At 36.5% G+C, this 16,205-nt stretch carries 17 protein-coding genes; all 17 read left to right on the top strand.

The features are described from left to right. The first annotated feature begins 27 nt into the window (after nt 1–27). The 17 genes from WKT08_RS00560 (at nt 28) to WKT08_RS00480 (ending at nt 16,101) form a co-directional block, all read left to right on the top strand. Nucleotides 28–711: a LexA family transcriptional regulator gene (locus WKT08_RS00560; protein WP_340279507.1), complete on the top strand. Its 684-nt coding sequence runs from the start codon at nt 28–30 to the stop codon at nt 709–711. A gap of 2 nt (nt 712–713) precedes the next feature. Then, on the top strand, nt 714–2,129 hold the full coding sequence (locus WKT08_RS00555) for a Y-family DNA polymerase (protein WP_075567441.1): 1,416 nt from the start codon (nt 714–716) through the stop codon (nt 2,127–2,129). Then, complete coding sequence (locus WKT08_RS00550) at nt 2,126–2,503, top strand: hypothetical protein (protein WP_037606795.1); 378 nt, start codon at nt 2,126–2,128, stop codon at nt 2,501–2,503. The genes WKT08_RS00555 and WKT08_RS00550 overlap by 4 nt, the downstream gene beginning before the upstream one ends. Further along, the gene (locus WKT08_RS00545) at nt 2,481–2,771 is read left to right on the top strand and encodes a DUF5960 family protein (protein ID WP_037606793.1); all 291 of its coding nucleotides are present in this window, start codon (nt 2,481–2,483) and stop codon (nt 2,769–2,771) included. The genes WKT08_RS00550 and WKT08_RS00545 overlap by 23 nt, the downstream gene beginning before the upstream one ends. Before the next feature lie 295 nt (nt 2,772–3,066). Beyond that, nucleotides 3,067–3,423, top strand: a complete 357-nt coding sequence (locus WKT08_RS00540; protein WP_037606791.1) for an SAG1252 family conjugative relaxosome accessory protein — start codon at nt 3,067–3,069, stop codon at nt 3,421–3,423. Nucleotides 3,424–3,427: 4 nt separating this feature from the next. Then, nucleotides 3,428–3,793: a MobC family plasmid mobilization relaxosome protein gene (locus tag WKT08_RS00535; RefSeq protein WP_037606789.1), complete on the top strand. Its 366-nt coding sequence runs from the start codon at nt 3,428–3,430 to the stop codon at nt 3,791–3,793. Then, nucleotides 3,780–5,609 carry an SAG1250 family conjugative relaxase gene (locus tag WKT08_RS00530; protein WP_340279506.1) on the top strand — a complete coding sequence of 610 codons (1,830 nt, stop codon included), beginning with the start codon at nt 3,780–3,782 and terminating at the stop codon, nt 5,607–5,609. The genes WKT08_RS00535 and WKT08_RS00530 overlap by 14 nt, the downstream gene beginning before the upstream one ends. A 103-nt stretch (nt 5,610–5,712) precedes the next feature. Beyond that, nucleotides 5,713–5,940, top strand: a complete 228-nt coding sequence (locus WKT08_RS00525; protein ID WP_037606785.1) for a helix-turn-helix domain-containing protein — start codon at nt 5,713–5,715, stop codon at nt 5,938–5,940. 269 nt (nt 5,941–6,209) lie between these two features. Then, nucleotides 6,210–6,479 (top strand): DUF3173 family protein, encoded by a 270-nt coding sequence (locus WKT08_RS00520; protein WP_000450956.1) that lies wholly within the window; start codon nt 6,210–6,212, stop codon nt 6,477–6,479. Continuing rightward, complete coding sequence (locus tag WKT08_RS00515; protein ID WP_340279505.1) at nt 6,451–7,638, top strand: tyrosine-type recombinase/integrase; 1,188 nt, start codon at nt 6,451–6,453, stop codon at nt 7,636–7,638. The genes WKT08_RS00520 and WKT08_RS00515 overlap by 29 nt, the downstream gene beginning before the upstream one ends. 312 nt (nt 7,639–7,950) lie before the next feature. Further along, nucleotides 7,951–8,397 carry a hypothetical protein gene (locus tag WKT08_RS00510; protein ID WP_340279504.1) on the top strand — a complete coding sequence of 149 codons (447 nt, stop codon included), beginning with the start codon at nt 7,951–7,953 and terminating at the stop codon, nt 8,395–8,397. A gap of 147 nt (nt 8,398–8,544) precedes the next feature. Continuing rightward, nucleotides 8,545–8,997 (top strand): hypothetical protein, encoded by a 453-nt coding sequence (locus tag WKT08_RS00505; RefSeq protein ID WP_003007432.1) that lies wholly within the window; start codon nt 8,545–8,547, stop codon nt 8,995–8,997. Nucleotides 8,998–9,105: 108 nt separating this feature from the next. After that, a complete protein-coding gene (locus WKT08_RS00500; protein ID WP_003007430.1) occupies nt 9,106–9,555 on the top strand; it encodes a hypothetical protein in 450 nt (149 codons plus the stop codon). Between the two features lie 177 nt (nt 9,556–9,732). After that, the gene (locus WKT08_RS00495; protein WP_041826319.1) at nt 9,733–11,469 is read left to right on the top strand and encodes an ABC transporter ATP-binding protein; all 1,737 of its coding nucleotides are present in this window, start codon (nt 9,733–9,735) and stop codon (nt 11,467–11,469) included. A gap of 13 nt (nt 11,470–11,482) precedes the next feature. Continuing rightward, nucleotides 11,483–13,261, top strand: coding sequence for an ABC transporter ATP-binding protein (locus WKT08_RS00490; protein WP_201089133.1), 1,779 nt, complete (start codon nt 11,483–11,485; stop codon nt 13,259–13,261). Nucleotides 13,262–13,451: 190 nt separating this feature from the next. Continuing rightward, complete coding sequence (locus WKT08_RS00485) at nt 13,452–15,479, top strand: right-handed parallel beta-helix repeat-containing protein (protein WP_340279503.1); 2,028 nt, start codon at nt 13,452–13,454, stop codon at nt 15,477–15,479. Nucleotides 15,480–15,591: 112 nt separating this feature from the next. Next, nucleotides 15,592–16,101 carry a GNAT family N-acetyltransferase gene (locus WKT08_RS00480; protein ID WP_150906137.1) on the top strand — a complete coding sequence of 170 codons (510 nt, stop codon included), beginning with the start codon at nt 15,592–15,594 and terminating at the stop codon, nt 16,099–16,101. Nucleotides 16,102–16,205 lie beyond the last annotated feature (104 nt).

Below are 16,205 nucleotides of genomic sequence, written 5' to 3'. Positions count from 1 at the left end.
GTTAATAAACTTACAAAAGGAGAACAAATGTTTTCACCTACTAAATTAAAAGAAAAAAGAGAAAGTCAAGGATTATCTCAATCTCAACTTGCATCCAGTTTGGGAATTAGTAGAGCTTCGTACTTTAATTGGGAATCAGGTAAAACAAAACCGAATCAAAATAATCTAAGCAAATTGAGTGAGATTTTGAATGTAGACCCTCGATATTTTGAATCAGAGTATGAAATAGTAGAAACCTATCTCAAACTAACGGAAAGGAATCAAGAAGCAACACTTCATTATGCTAAAGAACTGCTGAACAATCAAAACTTCAAAGTTTTAGAAGTTTCTGAACGATTTGCTTATAAGGTCTATGAAAAATTATCAGCTGGTACAGGAACAACTTATTTTGATGATGGTAATTACGATACAGTTTACTTCAATCATCAATTTGATTATGACTTTGCATCATGGGTGTTTGGTAATTCAATGGAACCGACATATGAAAATGGTTCAGTTGCTCTTATTAAGCAAACAGGATTTGATTATGACGGAGCTATTTATGCGATAGATTGGGATGGTCAAACTTATATAAAGAAAGTTTATCGTGAAGAAAATGGGCTTCGTTTAGTTTCACTCAATCGGAACTATTCAGATAAGTTTGCGCCATATGATGAGAATCCTCGCATTATAGGGAAAATCGTTGGGAACTTTATGCCTTTAGAGGACTAAGTATGAGTTGGTTTGATTATAGTCTCGAACCTAAAAGTGACATTGCCTTTATTGATATGAAATCTTTTTACGCAAGTGTAGAATGTGTAGATAGAGGATTACACCCACTTAAGACTTCGCTTTGTGTTATGAGCCGTGCAGATAATTCTGCTGGTTTAATCCTTGCTTCCTCTCCTATGTTTAAAAAGGTATTTGGGAAATCAAATGTTGGACGTTCCTATGATTTACCATTTGATATAAAGACTCGAAAATTTTCTTACTATAATGCTAGAAAACAAGGCTTACCGACAACGATAGATTATGTCCGTTATATTGAGGAATGGGCAAAATCAACTGTGATTGTTCCTCCGAGAATGGATACTTATATTGAAGTCAATATGGATATTCAAAAAATCTTTCAAGATTTTGCGGCACCAGACGATATTTATCCCTATTCAATTGATGAAGGATTTATTGATTTAACCAGTTCATTAAATTATTTTGTGTCAGATAAAAGTATTGGACGGAAAGATAAGTTAGATATCATTTCAGCTGCAATGCAAAAAAAGATCTGGAGAAAAACAGGAATCTATTCAACGGTAGGTATGTCTAATGCCAATCCCTTATTAGCTAAGTTGGCACTTGATAATGAAGCTAAAAGAACTCCGACAATGAGAGCCAATTGGTCCTATGAAGATGTTGAAAAGAAAGTATGGACTATTCCTAAAATGACAGATTTCTGGGGAATTGGAAATCGAATGGAGAAGAGATTACATAATCTAAGTATCTTTTCGATTAAAGAATTGGCACAGGCTAATCCAGACTTGATAAAAAAAGAGCTTGGCATTATGGGTCTAGAGTTATGGTTTCATGCCAATGGGATTGACGAAAGCAATGTTCATAAACCATATAAGCCGAAGTCAAAAGGGATAGGGAACTCGCAAGTTTTACCTAGAGATTATGTAAAGCAAAGAGATATTGAAATTATACTTCGTGAAATGGCAGAACAAGTTGCGGTTAGATTGAGAAGAGCAGGTAAAAAAGCAACAGTCGTTTCTATACACTTAGGGTATTCTAAAGTGGAACAGAAGAGATCTATTCATACTCAAATGAAGATTGAGCCGACCAATCAAACAGCACAACTGACAAACTACGTTTTAAAGTTATTTCATACTAAATATACTTCAGGTGCTATCAGAAATGTTGCAGTTAACTATTCAGGTTTAGTAGACGGATCTTTTGGATTGATTTCATTGTTTGATGATATTGAGAAAATAGAAAAAGAAGAAAGGCTCCAGTCCGCAATCGATGCTATTCGAACAGAATTTGGTTTTACTTCATTATTGAAAGGAAATGCCCTAGACCAGGCTTCTAGAACAATTGCAAGGAGTAAACTCATCGGAGGACATTCAGCTGGAGGATTAGATGGGCTAAAATGATAAATCGTTCTTATTTACCTTTTTTGTCTGCAAGAGAGTATCAAGATCGTGGAATGGCTAAGTGGATGGGATTCTTTTTGTCAGAGCATTCAAGTTCTCTTTGGGAAGAAAAAAATAAAGATGATATCTCCATTTCCCTATCAATGGAAGAGAAAGTTCTATTTGTTCGTCAACTTTATACGAATGTATTCCCTGCAACTTTTGTTTTTAAGCATTCAAATAGAAGAAAAGTAGTATCAGGTATTGTAAAAGAAATTAGAAAAGAGTCTATATCTATTAAAACAGACACTGGTTTTCTACGATTAAAATGGGAAGATATACTCGATATTCAGATAGAAGGAGAGAGTCTAGATGAATCGGAAAGAATTATATGATGATAAATTGCAACTAGATTATTTTTCGGATTCTTATTTACGGTTTGAATCAGATTTTTACAAGTATTCAGCTTTAGATATACCATTAACATTTATCACTGATGACATTTTACGCACAATGGCTATGTCTCAAAAACATTATTTTAAACTTAATAAAAGCAAATCTTTAGACGGTCGTGATCATTACTTTGTTTTTTCTATCAAGATGAACAAAGACAGTAGTGGCATTAGACAGTATGAATATCAGAGACATTGTTTTAATTTGTAAGAGTCCGACAGGGCTCTTTTTCTGTGATAATTTTATCAAAAAGTATTTGTTATACTTTTTTTTAATTTAGATTTATCTTGGGGGTTTGGGGGCGTGCCACCACATTGTCATATCGTTTGTTTTTTTGAACCGTGAGGTTTGAAATGGCAGGCGATATGATATTTGGGATATTGTGGACACAATATCTGAGCTCGCAAAGCCTTACAAAAATGTTGAATCTATTTTGTAAAACGTACTGACAGTGTCTGTAAGCTTACATTGTCAGTACAGGTATCAATGAAGGAGGAAAAATCATATGAAAAGAGATATACGTAGTATTCGGAAACAATTTCGCTTAACAGAAACGGAAGAAAAACAAATACTAGATTTAATGAGAGAGAAAGGAGAGGATAATTTTTCTGATTTTCTCCGTAAAAGCTTACTATTGTCTAATGGACAAAAACAGATAGAAAAATGGTTCAACCTTTGGAAAAAACAAAAGTTGGAACAAATTAGCCGTGATGTTCATGAAGTATTCATAATTGCTAAAACAAATCATCAGGTTACTCACGAACATGTTTCTATTTTGTTAACTTGTATTCAGGAATTAATTAAAGAGGTAGAAAAAACAGGTTCTCTTAGTGAAGATTTTCGTAACAAATACATGAGGTAGTAGAGTGGAGCACCGATATAGAACAAATTTAAAAAAAGTCTTTTTATCTGACCTAGAATTAGTCAAATTAAATGAAAATATCTCAAAAAGTAACTGCTTATCATTCTCAGAATATGCTAGACGAACTCTACTAGATCCTGGTATAAATTTTATCACCATTGATACAAATAGTTATCAAGATTTGATTTTTGAATTAAAACGAATCGGAAATAATATTAATCAAATAGCTAGAAGCATAAATTATTCGAATTTAATAACGGAAGTTGAATTAAATGAGTTGAGAAAAGGTATAGAAGAGTTAATAGTAGAAGTGGAGAAAGATTTTCTTATTCGATCTGAAAAATTGAGGAAATTTTATGGTCATCACTAAACACTTTGCGATTCATGGAAAAAATTATCGTAGTAAACTAATCAAATATATTTTGAATCCAAGTAAAACAAAAAATCTAACACTAGTTTCAGATTTTGGTATAAGAAATTATTTAGATTTTCCTAGTTATAAAGAACTAGTGAAGATGTACAATGATAATTTTTTAAGTAATGATACTCTTTATGAATTTCGTCATGATAGGCATGAAGTAAATCAACGAAAAATTCATTCTCATCACATCATTCAGTCCTTTTCTCCAGATGACCATCTCACTCCTGAACAAATCAATCGAATTGGTTATGAGACAGCTAAAGAGTTGACAGCAGGTAGATTTCGTTTTATTGTAGCAACTCATGTCGATAAAGATCATATCCACAATCATATCATCCTAAATTCAATTGATCAGAATTCTGATAAAAAATTTCTATGGGATTATAAAGCAGAACGTAATCTAAGAATGGTTTCAGATCGTCTTTCAAAAATTGTAGGCGCAAAAATTATAGAAAATCGTTATTCTCATCATCAGTATGAAGTTTATCGCAAAACAAATTACAAATATGAAATAAAACAACGAGTATATTTTCTAATCGAGAACTCGAAAAATTTTGAAGATTTCAAGAAAAAAGCAAAAGCTTTACATTTAAAAATTGATTTTAGACACAAGCATGTTACTTTTTTTATGACTGATTCAAATATGAAACAAGTCGTACGTGATAATAAATTGAATAGAAAACAACCTTATAATGAAACATATTTTAAGAAAAAGTTTGTTCAAAGGGAAATCATAAACATCTTAGAATTTTTGCTTCCAAAAATGAAGAATATGAATGAATTGATTCAACAAGCAGAATTTTTTGGCTTAAAAATAATTCCGAAAGCAAAACATGTACTATTTGAGTTTGATGGGATTAAGCTTTCAGAGCAGGAATTGGTAAAATCGAATCAGTATAGTGTTAGTTATTTTCAAGACTATTTTAATAACAAAAATGAAACTTTTGTCTTAGATAATAACAATTTAGTTGAGCTTTACAATGAAGAAAAGCTAATTAAAGAAAAAAAGTTGCCGACAGAAGAGGTGGTATGGAAATCCTATCAAGATTTCAAGAGAAATAGGGATGCTGTTCATGAGTTTGAAGTAGAGTTGAATCTTAATCAAATAGAAGAAGTAGTAGACGATGGAATTTACATTAAGGTACAGTTTGGTATCCGACAAGAAGGACTTATTTTTGTACCAAATATTCAAATCACTATGGAAGAAGAAAAAGTTAAAGTATTTCTCAGAGAAACTAGTTCTTACTATGTATATCATAAAGATTCAGCAGAAAAAAATCGCTTTATGAAAGGTAAAACTTTGATTAGACAATTTAATCTTCAGTATGAAACGCAGTATATGTATAGAAGAATTTCTCTTAGCAAAATTAAAGAAAAAATAGAACAATTAGATTTTCTTATATCTGCGGAAAATAGTTCGAATGATTTTGAAGATATAACAAATGATTTCATTGCCCAAATATCATATCTAGAGAATATGATTGAACAAGTCCAAAATAAAATTGATGATTTAACTAATTTAGAGGAAGTATTGTTGAATAATACGACAAATAGTTCTAGCAATTTAGAAAATAGTATTCAAGGTAAAAGTTCAGTAGATACAATAGAGAAGGATTTATGCATATATAAAGGAAAGATTGAAACACTGAAGGAACAACACAGAGAAGCAATAAATTTATTTGAAATGTTTAATAAAACAATAAAGAAATATAAGAAAAAACAAAATATGAAATCTAACAAGGAAAAAGAGATACATATAGAGTAAATACTTTCCTAATAAGTATGTATAAAAGACTTTCGTGTGCCAATTTGTCACATTTCATAAAATAAGAAATCAACTATACTATACTTATTTTAGGAGACATTAGATGTTGAAAAGGATTAGAGATTTACGCGAGGATACTGATTTGACACAAGAGTATGTTGCAAAAACAATCTTAAATTGTACAAGATCAGCATATTCTAAAATGGAATCAGGTACCAGATTAATCTCTATAGATGACCTTATCAAACTTGCAGATTTTTATAATGTAAGTTTAGATTACCTTGTAGGTCGAGTGGATAATAAAGAAGACCATTACTCCAAAAAGTATTAGGTTAAGAAAGCACATTGACAATTGAATAGTCCAAAATGGTACTTTCCTCATTTGTGGAGCAGTTTTGAATGGCTCGCCATGATAAGAGCGATATTAAAACCATCAATAAAATAGAGCGATACTTTATATGCCATGATACAAATGATATACAATGATACTTCTGACCGTTCAGGCTGCCACCGTAAAAGAGCAGCAAGTGAAATTCTTATGATGACTTCATCAGTCATGCCATGGAGGTGAAAAAATCTAAGAAAGGAAGTAGTAAAATCATGGAAACAGTAAACTATAAAGATTTAGTTGCGATTGGTTTTCCAGAGCACACATCGAGAAATATTATTAGACAAGCAAAAAAGATTGCGGTAAAAAAGTTTGAAGAAGCTAGAAAAAATGATAAGAATGCGGTACAATTAGGATGTTCACCTTTCGATAATAAAAGGTTAGGCATTGCTCCTAAAAATATTGTAGAAAATTTAATTGGTATTTCTTTTTCAGATATAGAAGGTGAGAAAAATGGTTATATCAAAGACAAAGAAATATAAAGGTGTATACAAAGATTCAAAAGGAAAAATTTATTTTCAAATTGAATTAGGAGTTGATCCAATAACTGGGAAAAGAATTCAAAAGAAAGGAAGGAAAAATCAACAGGGACTACCGTTTAATTCTTTTAAGGAAGCATATGAAGAGATACTTCGTTTAAAACATGAATTTGTGAACTCTACTATTAATAATAGTTTTCTAACTTTTAGAGAGTTTATGGAAGAGATTTATTTAAAATATTATCAACAAAAAGTTCAATTTGTAACTTATCAAACCGCTTTACCACATCATCAGTTATTTATTAAGCAATTTGGTAGTAAAAAATTATCAGATATTAGTACTATTGACTGTGAAAGATTTCGCTTAGCTATTATAGACAAGTATTCTAGTAACTATGCTAAAAATATGTGGTCTAGATTTAAAGCATGTCTGGGCTATGCAGAAAGATTGGGTTATATTGATAGAGTTCCTTTTAAAGGATTAGATAATCCTAGAGGAAAGCACCCTGATACAAAATTTTGGACATTTGATGAATTTAAGAAGGTAATAAACTCTTTTGATATTAGTGAGTATGAGGGACTCCATAATTACATGACGATCTGGTTATATTTTATGACTGGTTTAAGAGTTAGTGAGGGTATTGCTCTTAAATGGGAAGATATTGATTTTAAACGTAAATGGATTCATGTTCATTCGACGATTGAGAAAGATAAAAACGGTGTATGGTATGCTAAACAACAAACAAAGACAGTAGCAGGGAATCGTAAAATTGATTTAGATGATTTTACGATTACAATACTTAAAAAATGGCGAGAAGTTCAAATCAAGAATAATGATAAAGATTATGTAATATCACGTTTTGGTGCCCCCTTGTGTAAGTCTACAATTTCTAGGATAATAAAAAGGCATGCTAAGATTACTGGTGTACCAGAAATTACGGGGAAAGGATTAAGACATAGTCATGCATCTTATCTTATAAATGTGTTACATAAGGATACTTTATATGTTTCATATCGATTAGGACATGCTGATAAGTCAACCACGTTGAATACATATAGTCATTGGTATTATTCAGGTGATTCAACAATTTCAGAAGAGATTACAAGCAGTTTAGATAATCTTGGATTATCAATTTACCTACCAAATTCCTGCCAGAGTTGAAAATTGAGGAATTAACCCACTAATACTGGGAGAAAATAGGATTTGCAAATTATTACTCTTAAATAATAGAGTTTCCAATCAAAATGAAAACCGAGGTTTAGACCTCGGTTTTTTTGTCGTTGAAAATAATGATGATAGAATGTGAATAGAGGGCTTTTATAAAGCTAACATGTGTAGCTCTCTTTATTTTCTCTAAACCTACTAAATAGTGCAGTTTTAATGATGTTACAATGATTTTACATTTGCTATATTCCCTTGAGATGTTGCTAATTTGTTGCTATAATGGCTATAAATCATATCATAAAGGAGAAGATGATGAAAAATTTTAAACGTCTTTTGTTAGCTGTTGTAGCTGTCTTTGCAGCTGTCCTTTTGGTAGCTTGTGGCGCTAAAAGCGATAATGGGACTTACGTGTTTGAGCCTACTAAGGATGAGATCAAAGATATTATGCCAAGTGAATTTCAATCTTTGATAGGTGATAATTACTCATTCACTATTTCGATTACAATCAATGATAAGAAAGGTGAGATGAAAGTAGACACCAATGCAGGTGGTCAAAATGTAAATCAAGTGATTGATTTGGAAGTAGACCAAAAAGCTAAAACTCTTGTCTCAGAAAATGAGTATGGGAAAGCGGAAATTACTTATCAAGTTTCAGGAAATGTGTTAACGATTAAGGATGTGAAGAATTCTTTGATGGGTGACACAGACATGTTTAATAACTACATGAAAATTGCTAAGTTCAAAAAAGTTAAATAAGCAATCATGGCGGGATTTAAATTCCGCCTTATTCTATTTCTTTGTTGATACAAGAAATATTACAAGAATATGACATTTATAAACTTTCATTGCCGTGTGTCTGAATTGTTGATATAATAGGGTGAATCTAACTAAAAAGGAGAAGTTATGAAAAACTTTAAACGTATTCTTTTGGCTGTAGTAGCTGTTTTTGCAGCAGTCCTCTTGGTGGCATGTGGTGCCAAAAGTGATAACGGGACTTATGTCTACAAACCATCAAAAACTGAAGTGAAGGAAATCCTTGAAGAACAAGGTGCTCCAAGTTCAAGTGTAGATGCATTGATCGACAATGTTAAATTGGAAGTTTCAGTGACCATTAAAGATAAAACAGGTAGCCTTAAAATTAAAGGTGAAATGATGGGACAAAAAACAGACCAATCATTTGATATGAAAGTTGACCAACAAAAGAAAACTCTTCAATCTAAAACAGGTGAAGGTGAAAAGGTTAAATACAAAGTTTCAGGCGATGTGTTCACTTTTGATTTATCTGGTGAAAAGAGTTCAGGTCATGAAGCCGCTTTGGAAATGTTCAAAAACGCTAAATTCAAACGTACAAAATAATACAAGAGAAGGGCAGAGAGTATCTGCTCTTTTTCTTCTTTAAAACATCTTGAATCGGTATTAAAATAGTGGTAAAATCTGATTATAAAATACATTAGGAGATTGATTATGAAAAATATTAAACGGATTCTTTTAGCTTTTGTTGCAGTTTTTGCAGCAGTCCTCTTGGTGGCATGTGGTGCCAAAAGTGATAACGGGACTTATGTCTACAAACCAACAAAAACTGAACTCAAGAAGATTCTTGAAGAGCAGGGCTTATCAGGTAGTCAATTAGAGTCTATTGGAGACGTTATTAATTTTGAAGTTTCTATTAAGATCAAAGATTCTAAAGGAACCCTCAGCATCGCGGGTGAAGTCGCTGGTCAAAAGAATGAGCGATCTTATGATGTCAAAATCAATCAAAAAGAGAAAACAATCTCGTCAAATGATGGTAGTGGAGAAAAGATTACATATAAGGTCGATGGTGACTATTTGACATTTGATCTTTCTAAGTTAAGTAATAGCAACCAAGGGGATCTTATGATTCTTAAAAACGCTAAACTTAAACGCACAAAATAAAGCGACTGAAGAGCGGGGAAACCTGCTCTTTTGCTTTACTTTTATGACTGGTTTGGTATAATGAATGAGACTACAGATGGGACTGGGGCAGGAATGATTTTCTTTGAAAATGATTTCGTCTCGCTCCCTCTTTTCTGTGTGATCAAGGTTATTATTTATGGAAAAGGAGAATCATCTATGCTTTATATTTGGTCTTACTTGAAAAAGTATCCCAAGTGGCTAGCCCTGAATCTATTTTCGGCGGTCCTGTTTGTTATTGTCAATTTGGGATTGCCAACGATTCTAGCTCGCATGATTGATGAGGGGATTAACCCGCGTGATGTGGACCGGCTGTATTTCTGGGGCTGGGTCATGTTTGCGATTATTTTACTTGGGATTGTGGGACGGATTATCTTGTCTTACGCGGTTGGTCAACTAACGACCACCATGGTGCGCGATATGCGAAATGACCTCTATGCCAAGTTACAGGAGTACTCGCATCGCGAGTATGAGCAAATTGGGGTATCGTCATTGGTCACTCGCTTGACTTCGGATGCCTTTGTTTTGATGCAGTTTGCGGATTCTATGTTGAAGATGGGGGTCATCACACCCTTGATGATGGTTTCCAGTGTTCTCTTGATTCTGACAACCAGTCCTTCTTTAGCGTGGATTGTAGCGGTTTCTGTACCATTTCTTGCTGTCGTCGTCTGGTATGTAGCAGTCAAGACACGTCCACTTTCCGAGAAGCAACAAAAGACACTCGACCATCTTAACCAGTTTGCGCGTGAAAATTTGACAGGACTTCGTGTGATTCGTGCCTTTGCCCGTGAAGAATTCCAGGAAGAGAAATTTGCGGCTGAAAATGAAGTCTACGCAGAAAACTCGAATAAATTGTTCAAACTAACTGGTTTGACAGAGCCCTTATTTGTGCAGATCATTATTGCTATGATTGTGGCGATTGTCTGGTTTGCTTTGGATCCTCTTCATGACGGTAGTTTGAAAATTGGGGATCTGGTTGCTTTTATTGAGTATAGCTTCCACGCGCTCTTGTCTTTCCTCTTTTTAGCCAATCTCTTTACCATGTATCCTCGTACTGCGGTTTCTAGCCGTCGTCTCAAGGAAATCATGGACATGCCCATTTCGATTGATCCGAATGAGAATGGTGTAACAGAGACAGCATCTCGTGGCTATTTGGAATTTGACAATGTCACCTTTGCTTATCCAGGTGAGACGGAGAGTCCAGTTCTTCACAACATTTCCTTTCAGGCCAAACCTGGCGAAACAATCGCCTTTATCGGATCGACAGGTTCTGGGAAATCTTCACTTGTGCAGTTGATTCCTCGATTCTATGATGTAACACTTGGAAAGATTTTGGTCGACGGCGTGGATGTACGTGACTACAATCTCAAGGCCCTTCGCCAAAAGATCGGTTTTATTCCGCAAAAGGCCTTACTCTTTACTGGAACCATTGCTGAAAACCTTCGTTATGGGAAAGAAGACGCATCTGTACAAGAGCTAGAACAAGCAGCAGATATTTCCCAAGCTAAGGAATTTATTGACAGTCGCGAGGAAGGCTTTGATACGCATTTGGCAGAAGGTGGAAGCAACCTTTCAGGTGGTCAAAAACAACGCTTGTCCATTGCTCGTGCTGTTGTCAAAGATCCAGATGTCTTTATTTTTGATGATTCCTTCTCTGCCTTGGACTACAAGACGGATGCCACTTTACGGAAGCGTCTCAAAGAAGTCACAGGAGATGCGACTGTCTTGATTGTAGCGCAACGTGTGGGAACCATTATGGATGCGGATCAAATTATTGTCTTGGACCATGGAGAGATCGTTGGTAGAGGAACCCACGATGAATTGATGGAAAGTAATGAGATCTATCGTGAGATCGCTAATTCGCAGCTCGATAGTCCATCATTGACAGAGGAATAGAAAGGAGAAGCAGATGAAACAAGAACAAAACAGTTTTAGTAGACTATGGACTTACTTGAGAGCCTATCGCTTGGAAGTTTGCTTGTCCATTTTCTTAAAAATCCTGAGTGTCGTCATGAGTGTTGTCGAACCCTTTGTTTTGGGACTTGCCATTACGGAGTTGACAAAAAATCTCATGGATATGGCAAAAGGCCTTCCAGGGGCTGGTCTTAATACATCCTATATCGCGATCATTATGACGCTCTATCTATTCCGTGGGGTCCTCTATGAGTTGGGATCTTATTATTCCAACTATTTCATGACCAATGCTGTTCAAAAGACCGTTCAGGACATGCGAAATGATTTGTCTCATAAAATCAACCACATTCCCGTTTCTTATTTTGACCGGCATCAGTTTGGAGATTTACTAGGACGTTTTACTAGCGATGTCGAAACCGTCTCGAACGCCTTGCAACAGTCCTTCTTACAAATCGTTAACGCCATCTTTACCTTGCTCTTTGTCATCAGCATGGTCTTATACTTAAACATCCAGCTGGGGCTAGTAGTCATCTTGTCCATTCCGATCACTTATTTCAGTGCTCGATTTATCATGAAAAAATCTCAGCCTTACTTTAAAGAGCAGGCCGATGTTTTGGGAGCAATGAACGGCTTTGTGCAAGAAAATTTAACAGGTTTTAATGTCCTTAAGCTCTATGTCCGGGAAAAATCTTCCCAGGAAGAGTTTCATGATATTACCCATCACCTTCAAAAGGTAGGATTCAAGGCTAATTTCATTTCCGGCTTAATGATGCCGATTTTAAATGGGATTTCAGATTTGACTTATCTCATTATCGCTTTGTTTGGTGGCTTGCAAGTGATAGCAGGTCGTTTGACTGTCGGGAATATGCAGGCCTTTGTTCAATATGTTTGGCAGATCAACCAACCGATTCAAAACTTAACCCAATTGGCAGGGCAGCTACAAAGTGCTAAGTCGTCTCTAGATCGGATTTTCCAAGTCATGGATGAACCAGATGAAGTAGCAGATGTGACAGAAACTCTCTCTGGAGATTTGACAGGGCAAGTCAGCTTTAAAAACGTGGATTTCCAATATGTAGCAGACAAACCCTTGATTCGTGATTTCAACTTAGAAGTCAAACCAGGTGAAATGGTGGCCATTGTCGGACCGACCGGAGCAGGAAAAACAACCTTGATTAATTTGTTGATGCGCTTTTACGATGTGACTGCGGGATCGATTACGGTGGATGGACATGATATTCGTCATCTATCTCGCCAAGATTACCGCAAACAATTTGGAATGGTGTTGCAGGATGCTTGGTTGTATGAGGGAACTATCAAAGAAAACCTTCGCTTTGGTAATCTCGAAGCAACGGATGAAGAAATTGTTGAAGCCGCAAAGGCAGCCAATGTCGATCACTTTATCCGGACGCTTCCTGGTGGTTACAATATGGAAATGAACCAGGAGTCTAGCAATATTTCTCTAGGTCAAAAGCAACTCCTAACCATTGCGCGTGCGCTCCTGGCTGATCCTAAAATCTTGATTTTGGATGAAGCGACGTCTTCTGTCGATACGCGTTTAGAGCTCTTGATTCAAAAAGCGATGAAGAATTTGATGAAAGGCCGGACTAGCTTTGTCATTGCTCACCGCCTGTCTACCATTCAAGAAGCAGATAAAATCCTTGTCCTCAAAGATGGCCAAATCATCGAGCAAGGAAATCACCAATCCTTGTTAGCAGACAAAGGGTTCTACTATGAGCTCTACAATAGCCAATTTTCAAATAAAAAAGCGGAATAAGCGCGTGTCATCAAAAGAGGTTTGAGAAAGCATTCTCATCCTCTTTTTTCTTACTCACTTTTATTACTACATAAAAAGGTTAACATTTCTGCAACAAATTGATACAGAATATTCACACAATTCACCTTGTTTGTCATGATAATTTTTATTAGGATAGAATCGTTGTAAAAAATAAAAGGAGAAATGTGTGATGAATCATTTAAACAAAGATATCGTTTTTGGCATTCGCAAGTCTAAGCTTGGAGTCTTTTCTGTCGTGATTGCGATCATGGGGGCTTGTTTTTTGACTGGACAATCTGTGGCAGCTGATCAAGTTGGAGAGCAAGCACAAGTCCAAACACAAGGGCAAGAAGCGACAACTTCGGATCCCGCAAGCTCTCAAGTAGATACCAGCCAATATGGAGCATCTATGCCTTACACCCGTTATGAAGCAGACAAAGGAAACCTCCTTGGAAAGGCAGAGGTAGAGCAGTCTCAAGACAGTCACTCAACAGCTATTGAAGCTTCTGATCAGACTTATGTCGCTTTAAAAGAAAAGGGAGATGGTGTTTCCTTTAAGGTCAATGAACCAGCCAATGCTTTAACCGTACGCTACACGGTACCAGATGGCGCAAGTGGACAACTCGATGTACAGGTGAATGGTCATAGTGTTCAACAATTGGATCTTTCGTCCTCATCAAACTGGCAGTACTTGAATGACAAAGGTGTACACGATAGTGCACAGGCAGATACACGTGCCCGCTTCCAATTTGATGAAGTGCATAGCCTCCTTCCAGACATTCAACTTCAAAAAGGAGATGTGGTTTCACTAGTGAAAAACAGGTCAGACGACGTCCATTACGGCCTTGACTTTGTGGAATTCGAGCAAGCTCCAGACCCTATTGCTCAAGGGGACAATGCTATCAATATTGTTTCAAAAGGAGCTACACCAAATGATGATACCGATGATAGCCAGGCCCTCTATGATGCGATTTATGAAGCCAAACAAACCGGAAAGAATGTCTATATCCCAGCTGGGCGATTTAATCTCAATCGAAAAGTCGGTATCGATGCTTCCGATATGAAGATTTCAGGGGCCGGTATCTGGCATACCCAACTGCATTTCACTAGTGACCAAGCTGGTGGCGGTGGTTTTGACTTCCTTCACCAAGACAACCATGTTGAATTTAGCGAAGTCTATCTGTCCTCTAACCTTCGTTCACGCTATGGTGAAAATGCTCAGTACAAGGCCATTTCTGGAACGCCAGGGAAGAATTCTCATATTCATGATATTTGGGCCGAACACTTTGAAGTCGGCATGTGGATTGGCGATTATGCTGGCAAAAACGATATGAAGTACACAGATGGTCTAGTAGTTGAAAATGTCCGTTTGCGAAACAATTTAGCTGACGGAGTCAACTTTGCCCAAGGGACTAAGAATTCGATTGTCCGCAATTCTAGTATCCGTGGGAATGGAGATGACGGACTTGCCAGCTGGTCAAGTATTGCGGATGGAACAGAATCAGCAGTAGCAGAAAATAATAAATTCTTGCACAATACGATTGAACTCGGTTGGCGCGCTGGAGGTGTGGGAATCTTTGGTGGGAAAGGCCATGAGATCGCCTACAATCGGATTAAAGACAATATCGGGGATGCCGGAATTCGCTTGACGACTGTCTTTAAAGGCCATAACTTTGATTTGAATGAAGAAGGGATTCGGGTTCACCACAATCTCTTGGAGCGTACAGGGACGAAGAGCGATATCTACAACAAGCATCGTGGATCGATTGATGTTGAAACGCGCTATGGAGATATTAAAAATGTCACCATTGAGGACAATGTATTTGTAGCGCCATTTGATACAGGTGTGACTGATCACCTCAATCCAAATGGAGGTATCCTAAACCATGTCGAAGTCAGAAACAATCAAACCATGAGTCAACTCTCTCATTCAGCTCAAGCAGGACTATCTGCTCCTGCTTCAAAACCAATTGGACAAGCCTTGAAGGTGAAAGAAAAACCCCTTCAAGCAAGCGCAGTGAAGGCTTCCCTTCAACCTTCGAAAGTTCAACCGTCTAAAAAACAAACCGGTCTGAATCTTAAACAAGCAAAGACAGTTACTAAAACAGTCAAACCTAACTATGTCTTAAAAGCAACAAATTCTAAGCAAAAGAGCTTTTTGAAGGCTCCGAGTGCTTTATTCCTTTACCGGATGATGGGGTTAAGTCAAACGGTTTAAGAAGGATGGAAATCCTGGATACAATTCCAGGATTTTTTGCTTGCTACTGGTCCTTCATTGACAGTGAGAAGGCTTATCGGTATACTAGCTATAATCTAATTAGGAGGCCACCATGATGATTCGACCCGTTCAGCTCAGCGATGCAGCAGCTATCCGAGCGATTTACCAACCTTATGTGACAGAGACAGCCATTACCTTTGAGGTTGATGTGCCGACTGTCCAGGAATTTGAAAGCCGCATCGCAAAAACGCTGACCCAATTTCCTTATTTGGTCGCAGAAGTGGATGGGAAAGTTGTGGGGTATGCCTATGCCTCGACCTATTATGCACGCGCTGCCTATGATTGGACCACTGAATTATCTATTTATGTAGCAAAAGAAGCGCGTGGACAAGGGATTGGATCGGCCCTTTATACGGCCTTAGAAGAAGAGCTACAAGCACGAGGCTACTTACGCTTTCTGGCCTGTATCGCAGTCCCGAACGAAGCGAGCATTTCCATGCATGAAAAGCGGGGCTATGTCCAAGTGGCTCATTTCCCAAAGATTGGCTATAAGTTTAACAAATGGCATGATATCGTCTGGATGCAAAAGACGATCGAAGGGCCGGTGAGAAAAATCAAGTAAGAGCTGTTAAGGAGTAGTAGCTAAATGAAATGAAAACTCCATATCACTTGAAACAATCCATAAATTATTCAGCATAGAAGATGTTTTTATATGAAAGAGGTTTT

It is taken from the genome of Streptococcus sp. HCA-5024 (genome assembly GCF_037890265.1).
Lineage (GTDB): Bacteria > Bacillota > Bacilli > Lactobacillales > Streptococcaceae > Streptococcus > Streptococcus lingualis.
Note: the sequence above shows the minus strand (reverse complement) of the source record. Positions and strands in the feature narration are given on the sequence as shown.